We start from the raw sequence: 20,698 nt of genomic DNA on the forward strand, positions 1-20,698 counted from the left end.
GCAAAATTCCTTACGCGGCATCCTCGAACTGGGTGTAGCCGGACGCTTCCAGCTCCAGCGCCAGTTCCTTGCCGCCGCTTTTCACGACACGGCCCTTCGACATCACGTGCACGATGTCGGGCACGATGTAGTTCAGGAGCCGCTGATAGTGGGTGATGACGACCATCGCGCGCTTCGGCGAATGCAGCGCGTTGACGCCGTCGGCGGCGATGCGCAGCGCGTCAATGTCGAGGCCGGAATCCATCTCGTCGAGGATGCACAGGCTCGGCTCGAACAGCGCCATCTGCAGCACCTCGTTGCGCTTCTTCTCGCCGCCGGAAAAACCGACGTTGACGCCGCGCTTGAGCATGTCCTGCGGGATATTCAGCGACTTCGAGACTTCGCGGACCTTCTTCAGAAAGTCCGGCGTCGAATATTCGCTCTCGCCGCGGGCTTTGCGCTGCGCGTTCAGCGCGGTGCGCAGGAAGGTCATGGTGGCGACGCCGGGAATCTCGACCGGATACTGGAACGCCAGGAACACGCCCTTGGCGGCGCGCTCCTCGGGGGCCATCTCCAGCAGGTCCTCGCCCTTGAACAGGATCTGGCCATCGGTGACCTCGTAGCCGGGCTTGCCGGCGATGACGTGCGAGAGCGTCGACTTGCCGGAGCCGTTCGGCCCCATGATCGCGTGCACCTCGCCCTCGTTCACGGTCAGCGTCAGCCCGTGGAGGATCTCACGCTCCTCGACACGAACCTTCAGGTCTTTCACTTCAAGCAAAGCCATCTTGGTATCCAGTTCATTCAGATGATGTTGGAGCGCCTCAGCGCACCGCCGGGGTCGGCAATCAGCCGACCGATCCTTCGAGCGAGATCGAGATCAGCTTCTGCGCTTCCACCGCGAACTCCATCGGCAGTTGCTGCAGCACGTCCTTGACGAAGCCATTGACGACGAGGCCGACCGCCTCTTCCTGGCTAAGCCCGCGCTGGATGCAATAGAACAGCACGTCCTCGGAGATCTTCGAGGTCGTCGCCTCGTGCTCGAACGTCGCCGAAGAGTTCTTGGCCTCGATATACGGCACGGTGTGCGCGCCGCATTTGTCGCCGATCAGCAGGGAATCGCAGGCCGTGAAGTTACGCGCGCCGGTCGCCTTGCGATGCGCGGTGACGAGGCCGCGATAGGTGTTCTGCGACTGGCCGGCGGCGATGCCCTTGGAGATGATGCGGCTCGACGTGTTCTTGCCGAGATGGATCATCTTGGTGCCCGAGTCGACCTGCTGGAAGCCGTTCGAGATCGCGATCGAGTAGAACTCGCCGCGGGAGTTGTCGCCGCGCAGGATGCAGCTCGGATATTTCCAGGTGATCGCCGAACCTGTCTCGACCTGGGTCCAGGAGATCTTGGAATTGTTGCCGCGGCAGTCGCCACGCTTGGTGACGAAATTGTAGATGCCGCCCTTGCCTTCGGAATTGCCCGGATACCAGTTCTGTACCGTCGAATACTTGATCTCGGCGTCGTCATGGGCGACGAGCTCGACCACGGCGGCGTGCAACTGATTCTCGTCGCGCTGCGGCGCGGTGCAGCCCTCGAGATAGGAGACGTAAGCGCCCTTGTCGGCGATGATCAGGGTGCGCTCGAACTGGCCGGTGTTGCGCTCGTTGATGCGGAAATAGGTCGACAGCTCCATCGGGCAACGCACGCCCGGCGGCACGTAGACGAACGAGCCGTCGGAGAACACCGCCGAATTGAGCGTCGCGTAGAAATTGTCCGAGGTCGGAACCACCGAGCCCAGGTACTTCTGCACCAGCTCAGGGTGCTCGCGGATTGCCTCCGAGATCGGCATGAAGATCACGCCGGCCTTCTTCAGCTCCGCCTTGAACGTAGTCGCAACCGAGACCGAATCGAAGACAGCGTCCACCGCGATCTTGCGGCGGGCGGGATCTTCCTCGCCCACCTTCGGCTCGACGCCCTCAAGCATGGCAACTTCCCGCAAGGGAATGCCGAGCTTCTCGTAGGTCTTCAGGATTTCGGGGTCGATCTCGTCGAGCGAGGTGACCGTCTTCTTCGGCTTCGGCGCCGCGTAATAATAGAGATCCTGGAAGTCGATCCTGGGATAGTCGACGCGCGCCCAGGTCGGCTCCTGCATGGTCAGCCAGCGCCGATAGGCCTCGAGCCGCCACTGGAGCATCCAGGCGGGCTCATTCTTCTTCTGGGAGATGAATTTGACGGTCTCTTCCGACAGCCCCTTGGGGGCCTTGTCGGACTCGATCAGGGTCTCAAACCCATAACGGTACTGATCGACGTCGATGCGCTTCACGCGCTCGACCGTCTCTTGCACGGCTGGCATTCTATCCTCCGCTCGCGGTTTCAAGGACCGCGGTGGATCAAACTCGGACGAGTATTACGATGTTTATTGGCGGAAAGCACGGGCTTAGAACCGTTCAAGCCGTGTTTCGTCGCTTAGCCCTTAAGTAGGGTATTACCGAGCTTTCGCCAAGCCTCCAAGGCTCGATTGATTTCCTCGGGTTCCGTGGACCAGCCCAGACTGAGGCGCACTGCTCCCTGGGCCACCGCGGGATCGAATCCCATCGCGGAAAGCACGTGAGAGGGCTGGACCTTCCCCGAGGAGCAGGCCGAGCCCGAGGATACCGCGATCCCCTCGAGGTCGAAGCCGATCACCGCAGTCTCGGCCTTGAGCCCTGGCGCGGTGAACAAGACGGTGTTAGGCAACCTCTTCACGTCTTCAGCGAAGAGCGTTCCCCCCGCGACCGCCCGAATACCATTTCCCAAGCGATCTCTTAGGCTTGCCATGCGTTCCGCATCATCATGCAGAGCCTGAAGGGCGGCTTTCACTGCGGCCCCGAAGCCCGCTATCCCGGCAACATTCTCGGTTCCCGCCCGCCGGCCGAGCTCCTGTCCGCCGCCCCGCAACAGCGGCTCCAGTCCGCCGAGCCCCTCGGCCACGACCAGCGCGCCGACGCCCTTGGGTCCCCCGATCTTGTGCGCGGCAAAAGTCGCAAGGTCCGCGCCGACCTCATTAATACTGAACGCAATCTTGCCCAGCGCCTGGATCGCGTCGACGTGCAGGAGGCCATCGGCCTCATGGACGATGCCAGCCGCCTCCGTGACGGGCTGGAGCGCACCGGTCTCATTGTTGGCCGCCATGATTGAGACCAGCGCCGGCGGGCCATCGGCAAGCAGCTCCCGGAGGTGGTCGAGATCGACGATGCCGGAACGGGTGACCCTGACCTGGCTGACGCTCTCTGCCGGAAACCGGCCGCCGGCCAGCACCGAGGCGTGCTCGACCGCGGAGACCAGGAGCCGCTGCACCGGACCGCCCGAACGGCCGCGCAGGCCCGGTGAGAGCGCCAGCGCATTGGCCTCGGTCCCGGCGGAGGTGAAGACGACGTTCCGCGGCAGCGCGCCCACGGCCGCCGCCAGCATGGCCCGCGCCTCCTCGACCAGCCGCCGCGCCTCCCGCCCCTCGGCATGGACCGAGGACGGATTGCCGATCAGCTCGCCAGCGGCCAGCATCGCTGCGCGCGCCTCGGCGCGCAGCGGTGTGGTCGCATTCCAGTCGAGATAGACGCGGCTTGGCATGGCGCCCTCTTAGCACCTTTTGGCATCGTGCCAATCGAGCCCCGCCGCAGATCAGGCCGGCAGTTGCTGCGCGCGCCTCGGCGCGCACCGACGACAGCGCGAGCAGGCGTAGAGCACGCCGGCCTGGTAGAAGATCGGCAGTGCGAAGGCTAAAATCCGCACGCAGTCCAGATCGATGCGTCGTTCCGGATTCGATGCTTCTCTTGGTGCAAATATGAGTTTCTTCTCCTGGACGTCTGGACATCAGCGGTTTTGCGGCCATGGCTGACGGCCAAAATGCGCCGGAAACAGAGCCCGCCGAGACGGTTTGGGATCGGAACCGGACCCGCGGGGACGAGGCATCGTTGGCAGGGACGAGCGCTTGGTCGCGCTTGATCGGCAGCGACTGGATGATGTTCGCGGCGATCGCCGCCATCGCGCTCGTCATCGGCATCGTCAATGCGCTCTCCGGCGCACAGGACGCCGCCTGGCGCGGCGACACCGCCAATATCGGCCAGCGCCTGTTCTGGGAGATGACGAGCATCGTCGTCATTCTGGTGCTGGTGCCGATCCTGATGCTGTCGGTCCGGTATATGCGCGGAACGAAGGGGCTGGCGGGGCGGATCGGAATCGCTGCGGCCGCCCTGCTCGGCTTCTCGGCCCTCCACATCGCCGGCATGGTGGGCCTGCGGAAATTCCTGCTCTGGCTCGCGGGCAGCAGCTACGGCTTCCATTTCTCGCTGACGTCCGTTCTCTACGAGTCCCGCAAGGATGGGGTGACTGCATTGCTGATTGGGGCAACGCTCTGGCTGCTCGAAAGCCGCCGCGAACTGCGCAAGGCCGCACAAGAAGCCCTGTCCACTCCTGCCATCCCGCAGGAGCAACCGTCTTCTCCCGATCTGATCTGGCTCCGCGACGGCACGAGCCGCATTCGCGTCAGGCCGCGCGACATCCTGTGGGTCGCCTCCGCCGGCAACTACATCGAATATTGCCTTGCGAACGGCACCCAACACCTGATCCGGGGCACGCTTGCCGCGACCGAAGGCGAGCTCGCCCGCTTCGCCATCGTGCGCGTGCACCGGACCCGGCTTGCCAATCTCGACCGGGTCAGCGGCATCGAGTTCAAGTCGTCAGGGGATTTCGAGCTCACCTTCGACAACGGCAGGACGCTGGGCGGCAGCCGTCGCTACCGGTCTGCGGTCGCCTCGCTCGGAGGCCGCACCGCGCCTGCGTGAATCGCTCGCGACCCCGGAGGGAAGACGATAAAAATTAGTTATTTCAATGACTTAAATTCGCACAGACGAGGCCGGCGATCCCGTCGATCGACCCCCATCGGTACAGCCGAGGCTCCTCGATCCGCGGCTAAGCTCTTGAGCACATTGGCAGATGTCGAAGATGCTTGCTTTTTGCCCCGCAGCCTATGTTAGAACGCGCACCGTCAAGTCACCGTGCGCCGTCAGCGCATCACCGCGAGGCGCACGCCTTCTCATCTTCCATTCGCGCTTTCGTCGGCATCGCTGTCGATGAGGGCCACAATCGGTTGATTGCCGAGGCCAGCTCTCCAGCAAATCAATCCAGAGATCATCGATGCCTGAAGTTATTTTCACCGGCCCCGCCGGCCGCCTCGAAGGCCGCTATCACCCGGCCAAGCAGAAGAACGCGCCGATTGCAATGATCCTGCATCCGCATCCGCAGTTTCACGGCACGATGAATCATCAGATCGTGTATCAGTGCTACTACGCTTTCGCGCATCGCGGCTTCTCGGTGCTGCGCTTCAACTTCCGCGGCGTCGGCCGCAGCCAGGGCTCGTTCGATCACGGCACCGGCGAATTGTCGGATGCGGCGGCAGCCCTCGACTGGGCGCAGACCATCAACCCCGAGGCCCGTGCCTGCTGGGTCGCCGGGTTCTCCTTCGGCGCCTGGATCGGCATGCAGCTTTTGATGCGCCGCCCCGAGGTCGAAGGCTTCATCTCGATCGCGCCGCCGGCCAACCTCTATGACTTCTCGTTCCTTGCGCCCTGCCCGTCGTCAGGGCTCATCGTGCACGGGGAGAAGGACGCGGTGGTGCCGCCGAAGGACGTCAACACGCTTGTCGAGAAGCTGAAGACGCAGAAAGGCATCGTGATCGACCAGCAGGTCATCCCCGGCGCCAATCACTTCTTCGACGCCAAGCTCGAACCGCTGATGGAAACCATCACCGCGTATCTCGACATGCGCCTCGCCAACGTGCGGTAAGACTCTCGTTTGAGCATGATCTATTCGGAAAACTGCTTCACACCTTTCCGGATCATGCTCTGATGACCGCGTTCGTGGCCCTGCTGCGCGCGGTCAATGTCGGAGGTACCGGCAAGCTGCCGATGACTGAGCTCAAGGCGATGTGCGAGGAGCTCGGTTTTGGTGCCGTGCGCACCTACATCGCCAGCGGCAATGTGGTCTTCACCAGCCGCAAATCAGAATCCGCGATCAAGGCCGCGCTGGAAAAGCGCCTGCACGCCTACGCCGGCGCGCAGGTGGGCGTGCTCGTGCGCAGCGCTGCCGAGATGGCAGAGGTTCTGGCCGCCAATCCGTTTCCGAAAGCGGCACCCAATCGGACCGTTGCGATCTTCCTGGACAAGGCACCGCCCGCGGACGCGCTCGCCGGAATTCGCGGCCAGAAGAACGAAGAGATCAAGCTCGGCCGCCGCGAGATCTACGTGCATTATGGCGACGGGATGGGAACGTCAAAACTCGCGATCCCCTCCGCCAAGACCGGCACCGCGCGCAACATGAACACCATCGCGACGCTGGTGAAGATGGCTGCAGAGCTCTAGGCCAGCTTCAGCGCGACGATGCCCATCAACACCAACGCGATGCCCGCAAGCTTCATCGCGCTCAAGGCCTCGCCGAACAGCACGACGCCGATGACGAAGGTGCCGGCCGCACCGATGCGGGTCCACACCGAATAGGCGACGCCGACCTCGAGCACCTTCAAGGCACGTCCGAGCAGGAAGACGAAGGTGGCCAGCAGCACGAACGAGGCGATGCTCCAGCCGACGCGCGTGTAACCTTCCGCATACTTCATCGAGATCGCCCAGCCGACATCGAGCGCCCCGGCGATCACCAGGATCAGCCAGGCCATGGATTCCGACATCGCTCAGGCCGCGAGCTTGAGCAGATGCGCATCGTGGCGCACGAGGAATGCGCGCAGCAATTCTGGATAGTCCGCGCCGACCGCCGTACGCACGCTGGGACGTTTCGCCAGCTCAGCACGCCAGGCGCGCACCTTCGCGACATCGCGCAAGATGCCGTGATCGGTCAATTCGTCGAACAGATCGAAATAGCGGAAGACGGGCGCGAACACGGCATCAACAAGGCTAAATGCCTCGCCGGCGAAGAACGGACCTGCCCTAAGCGCGGCTTCGACACGCGCAAATTTCACTGCGAGCGCCTGGCGCTTGCTTTCGAATGTCCCCGGATCCGTCGTGGTCTCAAGGCCCCAGAGATCGCCGAGGATCGCCGAGCCGAACTCCATCCAGGCGCGGTGCTCAGCACGCTTCAACGCGTCGGCCGGGTGCAGCTTCGCACCGCCTTGCGTCTCCTCGATGTACTCGCAGATCACGTTGCTCTCGAACAACGCGACCTCGCCCTTCTCCGTCGTCACCACCAGCACCGGCACCTTGCCGAGCGGCGATATCTTCAGGAACCAGTCCGGCTTGTTGGCGAGATCGATATCGACGCGCTCGAACGGTACGCCCTTCTCCGTCAGCGCGATCACCGCGCGCTGCACGTAAGGGCAAAGCTTGTGGCTGATCAGTTTCAGTCGAGCGGGCGTTTCAGGCGAAGAAGTCATGGCGATGATCCCGGCGGTTCAATGCAACTGCATCCAACATAGATGCATTTGCATATACCCGTCAAGATCAATGCATCTGCATCAAACGCGCCGTGCTCAAGGCCGCGCGATCACCCCGCCCGTCATCGGCATCGGCACGCCTGTGGTGGCAGGATAGGACAGCGGCAAGCCCTTGAGGCCGCGCGCGGCGAGGAAGCCGAAGGCTTGCGCCTCGATGGCATCGGAGGCCCAACCGAGCGTCTCGGCGGCCTCGACGGTGGCCGTTCCGACCTGCTCCCGCAGCATCCGCAGCATGGTGAGGTTGCGCGCGCCGCCGCCACAAACGATCCAGCTGCGCGGCCGCCGCGGCAACAAGGGAATGATGCGGGCGATCGCGGCCGCCGTGAAGGCGGTGAGCGTCGCCGCCCCGTCGGCCGGCGCGATATCGCCGAGCTTCAATGCAGCAAAGTCGTTGCGATCGAGCGATTTCGGCGGGGGAAGCGCGAAGAACGGCAGCTCCAGCGCCCGCGCGATCCAGGCCTGGTCGGCCTTGCCGAGTGCTGCGAACTTGCCTTCGGCGTCGAACGCCTTGTTCATGGTGCGGTACATGAAATCGTCGAGCAGCGCATTGCCGGGGCCGGTGTCGCACGCGATCAGCGTATCGTTGCCGTCGATATAGGTGATGTTGGAGACGCCGCCGATATTGACCACGACGATCGGCCCTTCGCGCTCCAGCGAATTGGCGAGCGCCCGGTGATAGACCGGCACCAACGGCGCGCCCTGCCCGCCGGCCTCGACGTCGGCGGCGCGGAAGTCGTGCATGACGGGGATATGGATCGCCCTGGCCAGCGCCGGCGCATCGCCGATCTGGACCGTCAGCCTCCGCTCGGGCCGGTGCAGGACGGTCTGACCGTGGAAACCGACGATGTCGATCTCCTCCGGCTTCATCCGGTTCTGGGCGACGAACGCGGCGACCGCTTCCGCATGAGCCTGCGTCACCGCCCGCTCCGCCTCGGCCAGAATCCCCGGCCGGGCATCGCGTTGCGAAAGACTCGCGGCCTCGGTGAGCGCCTGGCGCAGCAGATTGCGCTCGGCCGGGCTATAGGGCCGGTAGCCTGACGGTCCGCACGCCCGTACCTGCTTTCCATCGGTTTCGATCAGCGCGACGTCGACCCCGTCCAGTGAGGTGCCGCTCATCAAACCGAGTGCCGTCAACATCATGGGATCAGCGTCCTCGAGACCCACCCTGCCATGCCGATCTTGTGCCAGAGGGACACATCTTATAATGCCACAGGCCAAAGTGGTGGCGGCAATTCGAGTTCCAGGCGAACACCGTTAAATTGCCCCCAAAACGGTAAACCAAGAATTGTCAGGCTCGCCGACAAATGACTGCATTCAAATCGGACTTCCTCAACACCCTGCAGGAGCGTGGATTCATCCACCAATGCTCCGATTTCGAGGGGCTCGACGCCCTTGCCGCCAAGGGCGAGGCGATCGCCTATGTCGGCTACGACTGCACCGCCCGTTCGCTGCATATCGGCAACTACCTGACCATGATGATGCTGCACTGGCTGCAGCAGTCCGGCAACAAGCCGATCACGCTGATGGGCGGCGGCACCACCATGGTCGGCGATCCCTCCGGCAAGGATGAGACGCGTGCGATGCGCACGATAGCCGAGATCGAGGCCAACAAGGAATCGATCCGTGGTGTGTTCGCAAAAGTGCTGAAATACGGTGATGGCAAGAGCGACGCCATCATGCTCGACAATGCGGAGTGGCTGACCAAGCTGAACTGGATCGAGATGCTGCGCGACGTCGGCAGGCATTTCTCCGTCAACCGCATGCTGACGATGGACTCCGTGCGCCTGCGCCTCGAGCGCGAGCAGGAGATGAGCTTCATCGAGTTCAACTACATGGTTTGCCAGGCCTACGATTTCGTGGAGCTCGCCAAGCGCACCGGCTGTCACCTGCAGATGGGGGGATCGGACCAGTGGGGCAACATCATCATGGGCGTCGATCTCGGCCGCCGCATGGGCACGCACCAGCTGTTTGCGTTGACGACGCCGCTGCTGACGACCGCCTCAGGAGCCAAGATGGGCAAGACCGCGCAAGGCGCAGTGTGGCTCAATGCCGACCAGTTCCCGCCCTATGATTTCTGGCAGTACTGGCGCAACACCGAGGACGCCGACGTCGGCAAATTCCTGAAGCTGTTCACGACGCTCCCGATGAGCGAAATCAGGAAGCTCGAAGCGCTCGGCGGCTCCGAGATCAACGAGGCCAAGAAGGTGCTCGCGACGGAAGCGACCGCGCTGCTGCATGGTCGCGACGCCGCCAATGAAGCGGCCGAGACTGCGCGCCGCACGTTCGAGGAAGGCGCACTTGCCGAAAGCCTGCCGACGGTGGAAATTCCGCGCGGCGAGCTGGACGGCGGCCTCGGCGTGCTGAACGCCTTCGTCAGGGCGGGCCTCGTTGCCTCCAATGGCGAAGCGCGGCGGCAGATCAAGGGCGGCGGCCTGCGCGTCAACGACGTCGCGGTCACCGACGAGAAGTTGGCGCTGTCGGCCGCGAACCTCACGCCTGAGGGCGTCATCAAGCTGTCCTTCGGCAAGAAGAAGCACGTCCTCATCCGGCCTGCATAGGCGTATGTGCTTTTGATGCTTGTCAGGGCGCGCCGAAGCGCGCTCCCTGACGGCCAATGGATCGTAAGACGACCAGGGAAACGGCTGGGCAACAAGCAAGCACACCGCAAGGCGCGGTGCGCACCGCGCTTGTCGTGCTGGCGTTGTGCTTCACCCTGGCAGTGCTCGGCCGCGGCCTCAGCGAGAGCTTCACAGTCTTCCTCAAACCGATCTCCGAAACTTTCGGGTGGGACCGCGGGCAAGTCGTCTCGATCTACTCGCTGACCTGGCTGATCAGCGGGCTGACCGCGCCGCTGGTCGGGCGGCTGTTCGATCATTCCGGACCGCGCATCGTCTATGCGCTCGGCCTGTTGCTGCTGGGCTCGGCGTTCCTCATCGCAGCCCATGCGCAAGCGCTCTGGCAATTCCAGCTCTCGATCGGGCTGTGCGTGGGCATCGGCGTTGCCTTCATCGGCAACGTGCCGAACTCGATTCTGCTCGGCCGCTGGTTCGGTCCAAAGCTGCCGACGGCGATGGCGGTGGTCTACTCGGCCATGGGGGGTGGCGTGCTGGCGCTGCTGCCGGCCTCGCAGCTCCTGATCGATCGCCTCGGCTGGCGCGAGACCTATCAGGTCTACGGCCTGGCCGCCCTCGGCCTGCTGCTGCCGCTGCTGCTCCTGCCCTGGCGCCTGTTCTCCGCCGGCTCGCCGTATGTCGCCAAGAAGAGCGATCCTGATTTCATCGACAACGGTTGGACGTTGCTGAGCGCGATGCGCCATCACGCCTTCTGGGCGCTGTTCTCGACCTTCTTCTTCACCGCCGTCGGCATGTACGCGATTGCTGCGCAGATCGTGGCCTACCTGATCGATGCCGGCTTCCCGCCGCTTCAGGCTGCGACCGCGTGGGGCTTTTCAGGCGTCGTGCTGGTGTTCGGCATGATCGGTGTCTCCGCGCTCGACGGGCTGATCGGGCGCCGGCCGTCCGTGCTGCTCAGCTACGCGATCTCGATCGTCGGCATTTTCCTGCTCTGGCTGCTTCAGTATTATCCAAACCTCATCCTGCTCACCGGCTTCGTCGTCTGCTTCGGCAGCATGATGGGCTCGCGCGGTCCGCTGATCACGGCGACCGCGATGAAGATCTTCCGGGGCAAACGCGTCGGCACCATTTACGGCACGATCTCGATCGGCAGCGGGCTGGGCTCGGCCTTCGGCTCCTGGAGCGGCGGCCTAATCCATGACGCCACCCACGGCTACAACGCGCTGCTCGTGTTCGCACTTGCGAGCGTGGTGCTCGGGATGATTCCATTTCTGATTGTGCCCGCCTTGCGGCGCTAGGTTTCCCAGGGGTAACCTGAACTCATTCGTGTCACCGGGGAACTACGGGCGGCCGCGAAGCGTATACGGAGAGAAAATGCTGATTGTGCGCGGCTGAAATCCCAGTGTGCGGTGTTTTGTCCGACATGACAAAAATGTCAGCGCAAATTGACCTGGCGCAGCTTGCAGGGCGGAACCGAATGCGGTCCTAGTCGCAACATTGGATGGAGGGCACAAACCCAATGAACTTTCCTTATCTCTCTCGCTATGAACCGGTTCTCCTGAGCCTGTTTCGCTTCATCACCGGCCTGTTGCTGTTCCAGTACGGCCTGACCAAGATCTTCCACATTCCGCAGGTGGCCATGTTCGCGAATCCGCCACCGCTGATCTGGACGGCCGGCCTGATCGAGCTCGTGCTTGGCGCGACGCTGATGATCGGACTGTTCACCCGTCTGTCGGCCTTCGTCCTCTCCGGCGAAATGGCCTTCGCCTATTTCCTCGGTCACGTCTTCCACATTTCCAAGGAAGGCCCGCCGGTTTTCCTGCCGCTGCTGAACAACGGCACCGCCGCGATCCTGTTCTGCTTCGCCTGCCTCTACCTCGCGGCTGCGGGCGGCGGGGCGCTCAGCGTCGATGCGGTCATGGGCAAGGAGAGCGACGCGCCGGGCGGCGCCTTCGCGCGGCGCTGAGGCGCATGCAATCGACTTCCACGTCACGAGACGTCGCCGGTCATTGCCCGGCGCCGTTTCAGCGAGAGCCCAGCACGTTCCATATCAGAACGAGGACGGCTGCGAGCAGCAGGGACATGATGAGGCGGTGAACGAATCGGTTCATTGCCGGTCCCGTCAGCCTCCCAAATTCAAAGACCTTTTTTCAGGACAGCGCCGACGGTCCCGATGATAAAGCGTGATGGCATTAAGTTCGATAGCCTGAGTTTTTGAGGTAGTTGGCACATTCCTCGGAGGTGAAGGCGTCGAGGGCGTGGCCGATTGCGGCGCAGACTGCGTCGACGGTTCGCGCGGCGGCTTTGCGGAGCAGATGCTTGAGCTTGGCAAAGACCTGTTCGATCGGGTTCAGGTCGGGCGAGTATTTTGGCAGGAAAAACAGCTTGGCACCGACCGAACGGATGAGCTGGCGAACTGCCTTGCTCCTGTGGCTGCCGAGGTTATCCAGGATGACGATATCGCCGGGTCGAAGGACGGGCAGAAGAACCTTCTCGACATAGATGCGAAAGCTCACGCCGTCGATCGGCCCCTCGATGAACCATGGCGCCTCGATCCGGTCGTGGCGCAGGGCCGCCAGGAAGGTCATGGTCTTCCAGCGGCCGTGGGGAACCTTGGTGTGTAGTCTGTGCCCGCGCGGCGCCCATCCCCGCAAGGGTGCCATATCGGTCCTGGTCCAGGTCTCGTCGATGAAGACCAGCCGCTCAGCTTCGACGCGATCTTGATACTTTGTCCACTGGGCTCGCCGCCGCGCGACCTCAGGTCGATCGCGCTCGCCAGCCGCCACGCTTTTTTTTGAAGCTGAGCTTCTCGGCATGTACGAAGTCCCACACCGAGTGGTAGTCGACCTTCAGGCCACGTCCGGCAAGCTCGGCAACGAGACCGCGTATGGTGAAATCGCCATCCTTGATCCGTTGTGACAGCCAGACCGCGTGCTTGCCCGAAATTGCCTTCGGCTTGTAGCCGCCGATCTGGCTAGGCTCAACGCTGCCGGTCTTCTCGACCCGCTGCATCCAGCCGATGGCCGTGCTGATCGCCACCCCAAACTGCTTGGCGGCTCGATTGCGCGACATCCCGCCCTCGATCGCGGCTACGACACGTTTACGGAGATCCAGAGAGTAAGGCTTGCCCATCCATGCTGGCCTCCTATCCAGCCAGCATGGTGAATCAGAAACAAACTGATTTGGGAATCCCAAATCGATTCAGACTAAAGCCATCCCGCTTTAGCTCCGCGCTAACGCCGCGCGAGGCTGCAACCGTTCGACAATTGTCTTGCCGATCCCGTCGGGCTGTCGGCGGACTGCGACGACGGCAGCTCATCGATCGGCGTGTTCTGCTTGCCGGTATTGAACTCCATGATCTTCCGGGTCACGCCGGGAAATATCGCCGAGATCGGATTGACGCGCATCACGGGCGCCGCCGGTGTACCGATGACCTCGTAGGTCACGCCGATCAGTCCCTCCTTGTCACCAGCACCCAAGAACAACCCGAGCACCGGAATCTGTCCGAACATGTTGTTCAATCCGTACATCGGCACGAAGGTACCGCTCATGCACACTTGGTTGCCGGGATAATCGATCGAGCCCTCGATGGTGGCGCCGATCATCGGGCCCTTGACCACGCCATCGCGGACCGTTAGCGCGCCGTTCTGACGGATGAACTCGGCGCGGAGCGCGCTGAAGGAGACACCATTCCCGGTGCCGTTCGGCGCGCCTGCAGCGACGCGTTCAAGCTGCGCCTCACCCTTCACCGAGAAGTCGCGTACGCTGATGAGACCTTCCCGCGCCATGGTCGGCTCCGACGTCGGCGGCTCCATGGCTACCACCATCTGGCCGCCGACGGCCTTGGTATAGATATCGGTGAACTTCAGCAGCGATCCGGCATCGTTGGTCTGAAGATAGATCACCTCCCGGCTGCCTTGCGCGCGCCCGCCGCGCAAGTCCGCAGCGACCGGCGTGTTCTGACCGATCCTGCCGTTCAGCGAGAAAGCCTTGATCGCCCCGCTGCGCTTCGACATCTTGGCATCGACGCTGCGCATGGTCTCGCCGTTAAACCCCATCACGGTGCCGAGCTTCACGTCGATGTCGAAATCGACGTTCTTGAGCTTGCTCTTGCTGTCGTCCTTGGAATTGCCTGAGATCGCCGACTTGAGGAAGCCACGGCCGTCGAAGACATCGCCGCGCATCGTGCCCCTGACCACGCCGTCCTGGCCGCGCTCCACCTTCAACGACGTCTTGTCCCCGTCGGACGGCGAATAGGTCGGAAAGTTCGCGTTCATGAGGTCGCCGTTCGGGTCGACTTCGAGCGAGCCCTTGATCGAGGCGCCGCCGCCTTCGATGACGATGTCCTCGAGCCGCGTCGATTGTGCCGTCGGCACCACCTTGAATGTCGCCTTGCTCGACTTGCCCGGCAGCTTGACCCAGCCGGGAAGAATGTTGTCGAGCTTGACCGAGGTGAGGTCGGCCTCGATGCCGAGCTTCGTCGTTGCGTCGGGGCCGCCGGCAATCTTGCCCGAAACCTTGATCGGAACCGACCCGCTGACGGCGGGACTGAGATCGAAGCCAAGGCGCGCACGGCTCGCGTCGTCCAGTGTCGCCTGCAGCTTGACCTCCGCGTCGCCATCGGTCGCCTTGCGGTAGTCGAGCGAAGCCGGCTGGCCGTTGATCTTGACGTCGCCCTTGACCTGATAGCCCTGGTTATTGGCGACGATCTTGAGATTGTTGGCTTCGAGCTTCTGGTTCATCACCAACTTTTCGGCGCTGAAACCGTTGAGATCGGCTGTCACGGCGTAGGTGGTGTCCGCCTTGGTCAGTTCGCCCTTGACCGGCAGGCCGAGCTGGATGTTCGCCGTGAATGTGCCCTTGCTGGTGTTGGGGTCGACCACGGTCGACGACAGATCGCTCAGCCGATCACTGGACAGCATCTCGGCCGCAGCGGGCACCGGGCCCTCGACGCGGAATCTCGTCCGCGAGGGCGACGGCTTCGGCGCCATGTCAGGCACCTCGAACACGAAATCGGAGATCGTAACCTTGCGGCCTGCAGGGGTGTCGGCAATGCCCTGGGCGATATTCACGGTGGCGGTACGTCCGGTCACATGCGCCTTGAGGTCGGCATCGTGCACGACGGGCATGCCGTCGACAGGGCGGACCGCGACGCCGCTCGCCGCGATGTTGACCGACAGGCCGTCATCGGGAATGGGCGGTCCCTTGCGCGGAAGATTGCGCGTCGGCGAGTTGACGCCGACCTCGATGCGCTGGAGCGTGCCGCGCTCGATCCGCTCGATCACCCATTGGCGCAACTCCGGCACCACCAGCGTCGGCCACATCCGCTTCAGCGCCGAGGCCGACATCGGCGTTCCCGCAAAGCCGAGCGTCAGGCGCGGCTCGCCTGAATAATCGATCGCGCCGGTGCCGGCGACGCCGATCTCGCCATTGCTGATATCGGCCTGCGTCAGCAGCAGGCGCTTGTGATCGGTATCGAAGCGGAAGCCGATCGCGATGCGGTTGAAGACGAGCGGCGGTTCGTTGTCGATGCCGCCGAGCAGGATCGAGCCGCCGCTGAAGCCGAGTTGCCAATCATTGGTGGTGCCGTTCGGCGGCTCCAGATGCGCCAGCAGCGTCAGGCGATTGGCGCCCGAGAGGATCTTGAACGGTGCCACCAGCACCCGCCGTCCTGCATCCCACTCGACGTTGATCTCGGCGGAGTCGATCGCCATCGGGTAATCGGGCGTATCGGTGTCGATGATGTTGCCCGCGCCGATCATGACCTTGCCGCGGAAGAAGGTCGGGACGCCGTCGCGGCCGAGCTCGCCCTTCATCTCACCGGTCAGGGGCAGGTCGGCCGTATAGGTCAGGTCCTTCACCCGCAGGGCGAGCAGGATGTTGGAGGTCGAGAGCCTGTCGGCGCGGATATCGATCGAGCGCACGCCATTCTCGGCCGGTCCGATCGTCGCGCGTAACGACCAAGGCTTCGCCCCCTCTTCCCCGAGGCTGAGCGTGACGCCGCCATGGCTCGGCCGGCGCAGGCTGAGCGTGATGTTCTCAAACGTCCATTTGCTGCCGCGCTGCTGGTCGTCGACGATCAGGTTGCCGTTCTTGAGGCCGATCTCGTTGAGGTTCTGGCCGTCGAGGCCCGTCATGCTCAGGCTGTCGAGCCAGTCGAGGCCCTGAAGGATACCGCTCTGCGCGGCGGGTTGAGGCGCGTCCGGAGTTGCGGGCGCCATCCCGAATGGCGGCGGCGGGACGCCGTTGCGCGGGAATGTCGGCGGCAGGCCCGCTTCCTTCTTGGATGCAACGCCGGTGGCGAGCGGTTTGGCCGTATCGCCGGCGGACACGGTGACGGTCCCGTCGGGTGCGATCCGGATCGCGAGTTCGGCGTCGACGAGGTTGAGGCTTTCGGCGCGCAGATGACCGGTGAGAAGCCCGACACCGGACAGCCTCACCTCGGCCTTCGGCGCGCTGGCGACGATGGCATGATCATGATCGCGAACGATGATGTCGCGGATGCGCACGGCGACCCTGATCCGCCCGGCCCGCTCGATCTGGGTGCCGCCGACCTCCACGGTGTTGCCGTGACCGATATTGTCCTCGATGGCGGCGGCGAGCCAGGGCGTCGCCATGTCGAGATTGATTGGGCCGGCACCGAGCCGCCACCACAGCGCGCCAAAACAGCCGACGAAGATGACGATCAGGGCGCCGACGACAACGCCAATCCTACGAACCCAGCGTCCGCTCGGCAGGACCCGCCGAAACGCCGAGAAGCCCTCACCGAGGCGGAAGCGCGAACTGGAACGCGAGAGCAGGCGGCGTGCACGATACCCCGCCTCCTCTTCCTGCTCTTGATCCCAGTCGGCCTCGTCCCATTCCGGCTGCTCGTGATTGCCACCGTGCCGATTCGAGTCCCGATTGTGATCCTGGGGCGACGTATTCCTTGCCATTGCCTCTCGATACAGGCGTCCGTCATGGGACTGAGCGCCGCCGGGACCGCAGCCGTCGACGGGAATTGAAGCTCCCCGCCCCGGCATTGCCGCCATACTTCCGATGTTCCTGCTGTTCGTCATTTCGCCCCGGAAGCGCGTTCAACGAGCAGTGGGGTGGTGCGTGGATTTCCTTGTAACCATACTCCGTCGCCGCCAAAATTGCCCAGCCGAGGGCGCGAATCCGGCACACCGGACGAGAGCTGCAATTCCGCTTTGGTTGACCCGCCGAAAGCGACGAAAGGAAGGCGTATGTCCAAGAAATCCCGAAAGAAATCGTCCAAAACGCCCTCCGGCAGTCCGACCGCTAAAAAGAAGCCCCCGAAAACACGGGCATCGACTCGAACACGCAGCGCGAAAACACAGGCGGCATCCGCCAGCAAATCAAACAAGCCAGGCGCAAAGGCAACATCACATAAGGCCGCATCGAAATCGTTAAAATCTTCTGAAAAGGCCTCCAACCCAGCCGCCCCGGTCTCGTCCGGTTCAGCAAAGCCGATCGTCGCGGGCATGAAGGCGCCGGCCTTCCGCCTGCCTCGTGACGGCGGCGATGTCGTCACCTCGGCGGACTTCTCGGGCCAGAAGCTCGTCCTGTTCTTCTACCCCCGCGCCGACACCCCCGGCTGCACCCGCGAGGCCATCGACTTCACCCGGCTCAAGAGCGACTTCACGTCTGCCGGCACCGCCGTACTGGGTATTTCGGCCGATCCGTTGAAGGCCCAGGAGAAGTTCCGCGACAAGCACGGCCTCGGAGTCCCCCTGATCTCGGACGAGCGGCACGAGATGCTGGAGGCGTACGGTGCCTGGGGCGAAAAATCGATGTATGGCAAGACCTTCCTCGGGATTCTTCGCACCACGGTCCTGATCGGGGCCGACGGCAAGATCGCCAAGATCTGGCGCAACGTCCGGGTCGACGGCCATGCTGACGAGGTGCTGGAAGCGGCAAGAAGTCTTTAACCAGCCCGTTAAAATCGAGCGCTCCCGTTTCCGGAAAATTAACCATGACCAGCCCAGATTGCTGCGGCAATTTGGCCGCAAGGAACCGTTCCGACCGGCGCGGGAGTGCCGATGTCGAAAAGTTCTGCCCAATATTCGCAGTACCCCCAGCATCACCCGCACGACCACGGACGGCCGTTTCCGCGCCGCTCCGCGCCTGCGGCAGCTCCTGCCATTCCCCTGCCCACAGCCGACGACGCCTACACCATCGTGCATCACGGCAAGCAGGTCCGGCTCGGGCCGGTGGTGTTCTGGATCGTGGTCGGCACCGTCGTTCTGCTCGGCCTGTGGTCGGCGGCGACCGCCACCTATTTCGCCTTCCGCGACGATGTCCTGACCCGGCTGATCGCCCGCCAGGCCGAGATGCAATATGCCTATGAGGATCGCATCGCCGAGTTGCGCGCCAAGGTCGACCGCACCACCAGCCGCCAGCTGCTCGACCAGGAACAGTTCGACCAGAAGCTCGACCAGATCATGAAGCGCCAGGCGGCGCTGGAGTCCCGGGCCACGGCGCTGGGCGCCATGCCCGACGTGACCGGATCGATTCCCCGCGCGGCGCCGCAGCGCGGCGAGGCGAACCAGGCGACGCAAGGCACGCCAAAACCCTCGCCGATCAGCGATACCGTCATCTTCCTGGCGCCGCCCGACCGCGAAGCGCGGCTCGAATCGCGGGCGCCGAGCGCGATGGCCCCGCCCGTCAATCAATTCGCCAAGAACCAGGGTTTTGACGACGTCCTGGTCCGGCTCACCAACTCGCTCGATCAGGTCGAGCGCCGTCAGGTCGCCGCGCTCAACGCGGTTGAGGAAGGCATGGATTCACGGATGCGCCGGATGCGCGGCGTCGTCAGCGATCTCGGTTTGAACCTCGCCAGTCTTGAAGCCGCCGTGCCGCGCGCCCCGATGGGCGGTCCGTTCGTGCCGGTGAAGCTCACCGCGAATGCCGGCCCTTTCGAGAAGCAGCTCTATCGCATCAACGTCACCCGCGCCGAGATGGACCGGCTCAACCGCACGCTGGCGCAGGTGCCCTATCGCAAGCCCGTCGTCGGTGAGGTCGAATTCACCTCCGGCTTCGGCGTGCGCAGCGATCCCTTCCTCGGCCGCCCTGCGATGCATACCGGTCTCGACTTCCGCGCCGCGACCGGCGATCCCGCACGCGTGACGGCCAATGGCAAGGTGGTCTCGGCCGGCTGGTCCGGCGGTTATGGCCGCATGGTCGAGGTCGATCACGGCAACGGATTGTCGACCCGCTACGGCCATCTCTCCGAGATCAACGTCAAGGTCGGCGAAATCGTGAAGATCGGCCAGGTCATCGGCCTCGTCGGCTCGACCGGCCGCTCGACCGGCCCGCATCTGCACTATGAGACCCGCATCGACGGCGAAGCCGTCGACCCGCAGAAATTCTTGCGCGCCGGCGTGCGACTCAGCGCAGGCTAAGTCCGCAACAGAAGACGCCTACAGCTCTGACTACTGGCCGCGCTCGTGGCCGACCTCGCCGGTGATGACGTCGCCGAACAGCTCCCAGGCCTGCCCGTTGAAGCGCATCAGCTGCATCTGCTCGATCGGGAAATAATCGTCCGGCGAAGTATTGACCGTGATGCCGGGCAACATCAGATCGGTGTGGAAATCCTTCAGGTTCGCGGCCTGCTTCATCACGTTGTCGCGCGTGAGATTGTCGCCGCACTGCTTCAGGACCTGCGCCATCGCCTCAGCCTCGACGTAGCCATAGAGATTGTTGGCGTTGGCCTTGTCGCCCTCAGGGTAATACTTGTCCATGAAGGCGCGCCACGCGATCACCGCCGGATCCTTGTCCCAGGTCGGATCGGTCGGGTCCTTCAGGTACGCGGTCGAGATGATGCCTTTGGAATAGTCCAGCCCGGCTGGCTTGAGCACCGAGGCGATCGACGAGGCGGTGTTGGCCAAAAAGAACTTCGGTTTCCAGCCGAGCTCGCCGACTTTACGGATCGCCTGTGCCGACCCCTTCGGCGCGGCCCACGAGAAGAAGATGTCGGCGCCGGAATCGTGCAGGGCCACGATCTGCGAGTCGATCGAGGGATCGGCGACCTCATAGGATTTGTCCGCGATGATCATATTGGCCTTGTCGCCGAGGCCGTCCTTCAGGCCTTTGAACTGGTCCTTGCCGGCATCGTCGTTCTGCCAGAACACTGCGATCTTGCTGTCAGGGAAATTGTCCCTGATGTATTTGGCGTAGATTCGCCCCTCGCTCTGGTAGTTGGGCTGGAAGCCCATGGTCCACGGAAAGTTCTTGGGGTCGCCGAACTTGGTGCCGCCCGAGGCGACGAACAGCTGCGGCACCTTCTTGGCGTTCATGTATTTCATGATCGCGGAATTCGAGGGCGTGCCGAGCGCCTGAAAGATCAGCAGCACCTCGTCGCTCTCGACCAGCTTGCGCGCCTGCTCGATCGCCTTCGGCGGTGAATAGGCGTCGTCATAGCTGATGAAGTTGATCTTGCGGCCGTTGATGCCGCCCTGATCGTTGATCATCTTGAAGAACGCCGCCTCGGTCTTGCCGATCACGCCATAGGACGACGCCGGCCCGCTATAGGGCATGATGTTGCCGATCTTGATTTCGCTGTCGCTGGCGCCGGGATCGTATTTTTTCTGCGCCAGGGCCGGTACCGTGACCAGCGCTCCGGCAGCAAGCATGGCGAGGGCAGCGAGGCTTTTGCGACGACCCGGCATTGGTCTCTCCCCA

At 63.5% G+C, this 20,698-nt stretch carries 17 protein-coding genes; 8 read left to right on the plus strand and 9 right to left on the minus strand.

Going from position 1 to position 20,698, the window contains the following annotated elements:
- Positions 1–10 precede the first annotated feature (10 nt).
- The 3 genes from sufC to ACVWZ4_RS30745 all read right to left on the minus strand — a co-directional run bounded on the left by sufC (position 11) and on the right by ACVWZ4_RS30745 (position 3,574).
- On the minus strand, positions 11–763 hold the full coding sequence (gene sufC / locus ACVWZ4_RS30735) for a Fe-S cluster assembly ATPase SufC (protein ID WP_456741796.1): 753 nt from the start codon (positions 761–763) through the stop codon (positions 11–13).
- 61 nt (positions 764–824) lie between these two features.
- A complete protein-coding gene (sufB, locus tag ACVWZ4_RS30740; RefSeq protein ID WP_456703407.1) occupies positions 825–2,321 on the minus strand; it encodes a Fe-S cluster assembly protein SufB in 1,497 nt (498 codons plus the stop codon).
- A gap of 113 nt (positions 2,322–2,434) precedes the next feature.
- Entirely contained in the window at positions 2,435–3,574 is a 1,140-nt protein-coding gene (locus ACVWZ4_RS30745) for a cysteine desulfurase family protein (RefSeq protein WP_456741797.1), read from the minus strand.
- 344 nt (positions 3,575–3,918) lie between these two features.
- Here ACVWZ4_RS30745 and ACVWZ4_RS30750 point away from each other — a divergent pair, with 344 nt between their 5' ends.
- The 3 genes from ACVWZ4_RS30750 (at position 3,919) to ACVWZ4_RS30760 (ending at position 6,363) form a co-directional block, all read left to right on the plus strand.
- Positions 3,919–4,788: a LytTR family DNA-binding domain-containing protein gene (locus ACVWZ4_RS30750; protein ID WP_456790429.1), complete on the plus strand. Its 870-nt coding sequence runs from the start codon at positions 3,919–3,921 to the stop codon at positions 4,786–4,788.
- 352 nt (positions 4,789–5,140) lie between these two features.
- Positions 5,141–5,788: an alpha/beta hydrolase gene (locus ACVWZ4_RS30755; protein ID WP_014495555.1), complete on the plus strand. Its 648-nt coding sequence runs from the start codon at positions 5,141–5,143 to the stop codon at positions 5,786–5,788.
- A 62-nt stretch (positions 5,789–5,850) separates the two neighbouring features.
- A complete protein-coding gene (locus ACVWZ4_RS30760) occupies positions 5,851–6,363 on the plus strand; it encodes a DUF1697 domain-containing protein (RefSeq protein ID WP_456741799.1) in 513 nt (170 codons plus the stop codon).
- On the opposite strand, the gene ACVWZ4_RS30765 is transcribed toward ACVWZ4_RS30760, so the two are convergent.
- The 3 genes from ACVWZ4_RS30765 to ACVWZ4_RS30775 form a co-directional block, all read right to left on the minus strand.
- On the minus strand, positions 6,360–6,683 hold the full coding sequence (locus ACVWZ4_RS30765) for a DMT family transporter (protein WP_456741800.1): 324 nt from the start codon (positions 6,681–6,683) through the stop codon (positions 6,360–6,362). The two genes, ACVWZ4_RS30760 and ACVWZ4_RS30765, sit on opposite strands and share 4 nt — an antisense overlap.
- Before the next feature lie 3 nt (positions 6,684–6,686).
- Positions 6,687–7,382, minus strand: coding sequence for a glutathione S-transferase family protein (locus tag ACVWZ4_RS30770; RefSeq protein ID WP_456703403.1), 696 nt, complete (start codon positions 7,380–7,382; stop codon positions 6,687–6,689).
- A 96-nt stretch (positions 7,383–7,478) separates the two neighbouring features.
- The gene (locus tag ACVWZ4_RS30775) at positions 7,479–8,582 is read right to left on the minus strand and encodes an anhydro-N-acetylmuramic acid kinase (RefSeq protein ID WP_456703402.1); all 1,104 of its coding nucleotides are present in this window, start codon (positions 8,580–8,582) and stop codon (positions 7,479–7,481) included.
- A 164-nt stretch (positions 8,583–8,746) separates the two neighbouring features.
- Here ACVWZ4_RS30775 and tyrS point away from each other — a divergent pair, with 164 nt between their 5' ends.
- The 3 genes from tyrS to ACVWZ4_RS30790 all read left to right on the plus strand — a co-directional run bounded on the left by tyrS (position 8,747) and on the right by ACVWZ4_RS30790 (position 11,981).
- The gene (tyrS, locus tag ACVWZ4_RS30780) at positions 8,747–10,000 is read left to right on the plus strand and encodes a tyrosine--tRNA ligase (RefSeq protein ID WP_456741802.1); all 1,254 of its coding nucleotides are present in this window, start codon (positions 8,747–8,749) and stop codon (positions 9,998–10,000) included.
- Between the two features lie 56 nt (positions 10,001–10,056).
- A complete protein-coding gene (locus ACVWZ4_RS30785; RefSeq protein ID WP_456703400.1) occupies positions 10,057–11,313 on the plus strand; it encodes an MFS transporter in 1,257 nt (418 codons plus the stop codon).
- A 221-nt stretch (positions 11,314–11,534) separates the two neighbouring features.
- Positions 11,535–11,981, plus strand: a complete 447-nt coding sequence (locus ACVWZ4_RS30790) for a DoxX family protein (protein ID WP_456703399.1) — start codon at positions 11,535–11,537, stop codon at positions 11,979–11,981.
- Between the two features lie 226 nt (positions 11,982–12,207).
- Here ACVWZ4_RS30790 and ACVWZ4_RS30795 read toward each other — a convergent pair.
- Both ACVWZ4_RS30795 and ACVWZ4_RS30800 read right to left on the minus strand, forming a co-directional pair.
- Positions 12,208–13,147, minus strand: a protein-coding gene (locus ACVWZ4_RS30795; RefSeq protein WP_456704075.1) for an IS630 family transposase whose coding sequence is annotated in 2 segments (ribosomal slippage) — positions 12,208–12,810 and positions 12,812–13,147 — 939 coding nt in all. Because the reading frame shifts where the segments join, the coding sequence is not laid out codon by codon here.
- 101 nt (positions 13,148–13,248) lie between these two features.
- Positions 13,249–17,037, minus strand: a complete 3,789-nt coding sequence (locus ACVWZ4_RS30800; RefSeq protein WP_456742286.1) for a YhdP family protein — start codon at positions 17,035–17,037, stop codon at positions 13,249–13,251.
- A gap of 204 nt (positions 17,038–17,241) precedes the next feature.
- Between ACVWZ4_RS30800 and ACVWZ4_RS30805 the strand changes: the two genes are divergently transcribed.
- Both ACVWZ4_RS30805 and ACVWZ4_RS30810 read left to right on the plus strand, forming a co-directional pair.
- Positions 17,242–17,946, plus strand: coding sequence for a redoxin domain-containing protein (locus ACVWZ4_RS30805; RefSeq protein ID WP_456741803.1), 705 nt, complete (start codon positions 17,242–17,244; stop codon positions 17,944–17,946).
- Positions 17,947–18,057: 111 nt separating this feature from the next.
- Positions 18,058–19,419 carry a peptidoglycan DD-metalloendopeptidase family protein gene (locus ACVWZ4_RS30810; protein WP_456741804.1) on the plus strand — a complete coding sequence of 454 codons (1,362 nt, stop codon included), beginning with the start codon at positions 18,058–18,060 and terminating at the stop codon, positions 19,417–19,419.
- Positions 19,420–19,449: 30 nt separating this feature from the next.
- Here the strand turns inward: ACVWZ4_RS30810 and ACVWZ4_RS30815 are convergent, their stop codons facing one another.
- A complete protein-coding gene (locus ACVWZ4_RS30815) occupies positions 19,450–20,685 on the minus strand; it encodes an ABC transporter substrate-binding protein (protein ID WP_456741805.1) in 1,236 nt (411 codons plus the stop codon).
- Positions 20,686–20,698 lie beyond the last annotated feature (13 nt).

It is taken from the genome of Bradyrhizobium sp. USDA 4472, from assembly GCF_054058595.1.